Origin of the sequence: Duganella margarita (assembly GCF_009857535.1) — a bacterium.
Taxonomy (GTDB): domain Bacteria; phylum Pseudomonadota; class Gammaproteobacteria; order Burkholderiales; family Burkholderiaceae_D; genus Rugamonas; species Rugamonas margarita.
The window spans coordinates 1-539 of record NZ_WWCS01000075.1; the positions used below are offsets into that span (position 1 = coordinate 1).

Annotated in this window: 1 protein-coding gene; it reads right to left on the reverse strand. The window is 53.4% G+C overall.

All coding sequences use genetic code 11. From position 1 onward, the window contains the following. Positions 1-344 (reverse strand): IS110 family transposase (locus tag GTP55_RS29255; protein ID WP_161048262.1); only part of this gene is annotated, 344 nt, incomplete at its 3' end. Positions 345-539 lie beyond the last annotated feature (195 nt).

The window sequence follows — 539 nt, forward strand, 5'->3', positions numbered from 1 at the left end:
GCGCAGTACCGCGCGATCAGGGCCGCATCGGCCTTGTCGGTTTTATTGCGCAGATTTTCACTCTGGCCGAAACCTTTGATGCAGCCCGGATTGACCACACTGACCATCAACCCGGCATCATGCAGTGCTGTCGCCACTGCTTCGTAATAGACGCCGGTCGCTTCCATGCAAACGTGCAAACCAGCCCTTTGTATCTTGGACTTATCGAGCCAGTCCAGCAGACACTGATGGCCGGCAGCCGAATTCTCCACCACCTTGGCCTTGATTTTTCCGTTCACCAGCAAGGCTACATCGAGCTTCTTCTTGCTAATGTCGATTCCTACCACCGTACTTATCGTATTCATTTTCGACCTCTCTCGTATGCGGGCTTACGCATCTGGCGATGGCCCAAGATACCGTTCGGACTTATAAAATGAAACAGGCAGGGGTACCTATCTGACCCACGGGCTTAATGGCCCACAGTCTGGTCGGCATCACCCTGCCTGACCGCTTCACCTTTCTGATTATCTGATGGCGACGCGGTACGTTCAATATACGAG